Raw genomic sequence first — 321 nt, forward strand, 5'->3', positions numbered from 1 at the left:
TGTTCGCCAAGCAGTACATCATGCAATGCGAGGAGCGGCACGGCATCGATGCTGTGGAGGATCTGCTCGACTCATGCCATGCCCTGATGAACTACGGGGTCGACAGCTACAAACGGCCTTATCCGATTTCCGCCGAGGAAGAGCGCCTGCGCCAGAAAGAGCGCGAAGAGCATTTGCAGAAACAGATCAATGATCTATGGCGCACTATTCCAAAACGCGCCGGCAAAAATAACGATAAGGATAATGCGCGCTGCCCCGCCGAACCCCAGCAAAACATCCTGTATTTCCTCGAAAAACACGCGCCGCTGCTGGAGCCCTGGC

1 protein-coding gene is annotated in these 321 nt (G+C 55.5%); it reads left to right on the top strand.

All coding sequences use genetic code 11. The annotated features are described in order from the left end of the window. Nucleotides 1–321: SpoVR family protein (locus ACFZPT_RS26600; RefSeq protein WP_379559113.1), on the top strand; the 321-nt coding region annotated here is incomplete at both ends.

Origin of the sequence: Pseudomonas sp. MD330_10, assembly GCF_042610415.1 — a bacterium.
GTDB classification, from domain to species: Bacteria; Pseudomonadota; Gammaproteobacteria; order Pseudomonadales; family Pseudomonadaceae; genus Aquipseudomonas; species Aquipseudomonas rhodesiae.